At 72.8% G+C, this 2,629-nt stretch carries 4 protein-coding genes; all 4 read right to left on the bottom strand.

Features of this window, described 5'->3' with window-relative positions; genetic code table 11:
* On the bottom strand, positions 1-723 hold a 723-nt coding region (locus ACYVE9_RS22245; RefSeq protein WP_461029665.1), incomplete at its 3' end, for a cation transporter.
* On the bottom strand, positions 724-1,059 hold the full coding sequence (locus ACYVE9_RS22240) for an ArsR/SmtB family transcription factor (RefSeq protein WP_461029664.1): 336 nt from the start codon (positions 1,057-1,059) through the stop codon (positions 724-726).
* Positions 1,060-1,186: 127 nt separating this feature from the next.
* Positions 1,187-1,834, bottom strand: coding sequence for a class I SAM-dependent methyltransferase (locus ACYVE9_RS22235; protein WP_461029663.1), 648 nt, complete (start codon positions 1,832-1,834; stop codon positions 1,187-1,189).
* A 351-nt stretch (positions 1,835-2,185) separates the two neighbouring features.
* On the bottom strand, positions 2,186-2,629 hold a 444-nt coding region (locus ACYVE9_RS22230; RefSeq protein ID WP_461029662.1), incomplete at its 5' end, for an APC family permease.

Below are 2,629 nucleotides of genomic sequence, written 5' to 3'. Positions count from 1 at the left end.
CCGTGCGTCCGTGGCGGTCGGCAGGGTGGCGGCGGTCGGCAGGGTGGTGGCGGTCAGCAGGGTGGTGGCCGTCGGGGTGGCGGCGGCCGGGGTGGCGCAGCATCCCTTGCCCTGCCAGGCGGCGCGGCCTTCCCTGACCGCGATGACGGCGATGACCAGGGCGGCGAGCGGGTCGGCCCAGGACCAGCCGAACAGCAGGTTGACCAGCAGGCCGACCAGCAGCACCGCTGAGAGATAGGTGCAGAGCAGCGTCTGCTTGGCGTCGGCGACGGCCGACGCGGACCCGAGTTCGCGGCCGACCTTGCGCTGGGCCGCGGACAGGAAGGGCATGATCGCCAGCGAGAGCGCGGCGAGCACGATACCGGGCACCGAGTGTCCGGCTTCCCCTGGACCGAGCAGGGCGCGTACCGAGTCGACGGTGATGTAGAGCGCGAGGGCGAAGAACGAGAAGGCGATGATCCGCAGTGTGCGCTGCTCGCCGGCCTCACGGGCGGCGTGGTCGCGGGCGGAGAACTGCCAGGCGACGGCCGCGGCGGACGACACCTCGATCACGGAGTCGAGGCCGAAACCGATGAGCGCGGTGGAGGAGGCGAGCGTGCCCGCCGTGATCGCGACGACCGCCTCGATGACGTTGTAGCTGATCGTGAAGGCGACCAGCAGGCGTATGCGCCGGGTCAGCACGTCCCGGCGGTCCGGGCTCGGGCCGAGGGATATCGCGGTCATTCAGCAGCACCCCTTCTCGTCCGCGTCCGTGCAGTTGCGGTCCGCTTCGACGGCGACCACGGCGGAGCGGAGGTCGTCCAGGGCGTGCCCGAGGCGTTCGTCGGCGAGTTCGTAGCGGACCCGCCGGCCGTCGGGCACGGCCACGACCAGACCGCAGTCACGCAGGCACGTCAGGTGGTTCGACAGCCGGGTGCGGGAGATCTGGAGGGTGTCGGCCAGATCGGCCGGGTAGGCGGCGGCGTCCCGCAGCGCGAGCAGCACCCGGCAGCGGATCGGATCGGCGAGCGCCCGCCCGAACCGCGCGAGCACCTCGATGTCGGAAGCGACTGTCAGCATGCCCCGACGGTACACGGATTGCTGGATTCAGGAAAGCCTGGATCATTGCTTCGTCGAAGGGCTTCCCGGAACTCCTCGTGCGCCCGCGGAGTGCGCGTGCGATCGGACAACCCTTGCCCGGCCCTGCTCAGGCCTTGCAGGCAAGCAGGTGCACCTCCTGGAACTGCCGTCGGTCGGTGGGCAGAGGCTCGCGGATCATGCGGGCAACCTCGACCAGCCCGGACTCGCGGAGCATCCCGGCGAGATGATCGGGTGACCACCGGTAGGCCGGCGCGACCGTGTGAGCGAAGCCCTGCGTCGGGTGGGACGGACCCTCGCTCGCCGAGAAACCGAGCAGGAGGTGGCCGCCAGGTGCCAGCACGCGGTGGAACTCCGCCAGAAGGACGGGGAGTTCCCGCGGCGGCGTGTGAATGACGGACCAACGGGAGAGCACGCCGCCCAGCACACCGTCGGCGATCTCCAACGCGGCCATCGAGCCCACGTCGAACCGCAGGCCCGGGTAGGCCTGCCGAGCCGACTCGACCATCACCGGGGAGGCGTCGACACCGAACGCCGCCAACCCCAGCGCGTCCAGGTGAGCGGTGACATGGCCGGGCCCGCACCCCAGGTCCGCGACCTGGCCGCCCCCGCCCGCACCGACGTACTCGGCGAAGGCGCCCAGGATCGCGCGGTCCAGGGGACTGTTCCGCAGCGAGTCGCGGAACAGCTCCGCATAGACGGGTGCGGCGGCGTCGTAGGCCTCGCGAGTGGCGCTGAGGGCATCGTGTTCGACCATGCTCCCGACAGTAGTCCCTGGCGCCGGGCCCACCTCCGAAGCCAGGTGCTGAAGGCAGTCCGCTGACCACCGGACGGCACGTCGTCCGCCCTGCCGACGGCCGACGTCCCGGAACCGCCCAACACGCCACCCACCGCACACGCAGGACCCCCGCGACCGCGTGAGCGGCCCGGGGGCGTCGGCCACCAGCTACCGAAGCAGCTGATGACGTGAGAGAGCCTAGCCGCCCCGCACGGTGCCGGGCGAGAGCACACACCGCCAATACCCGGGCTCCCGACGCCGGTTGCTGCCTCCCGAACCCCGGGGTGCGACGGCGAGCGCTCGGGGCCGAGTACGGCGAGAGCAGGCCCCTCACTCCCCCCGCCGCCCCGCGAGCACCCGGCGGAGGGCGTAGGTGGCGGCTCCGGCGAGGAGGACGGCGGTGCCGGCGAGGACGGAGGTGGGCGGGAGGGCGAGGGCCAGGGTCGCGCAGCCGAGCAGGCCGACGACGGGCACCAGGCGGGGCGGGCGTCCTTCCTGAGGGGTGAGCGTCCAGGCGGAGGCGTTGGCGACCGCGTAGTAGAGGAGCACGCCGAAGGAGGAGAAGCCGATGGCGCCGCGCACGTCCGCTGTGGCGACGACCAGGGCGACGAGCGCGCCGACGGCGAGTTCCGCCCGGTGCGGGACGTGGAAGCGCGGGTGGACGGCGGCGAGGGCGGACGGCAGGTGCCGGTCGCGGGCCATCGCCAGGGTGGTGCGGGAGACGCCGAGGATGAGGGCGAGCAGGGAGCCGAGGGCGGCGACGGCCGCGCCCAC

The organism is Streptomyces sparsus (assembly GCF_054776295.1).
This window is presented reverse-complemented; position numbering and strand designations above follow the sequence as displayed.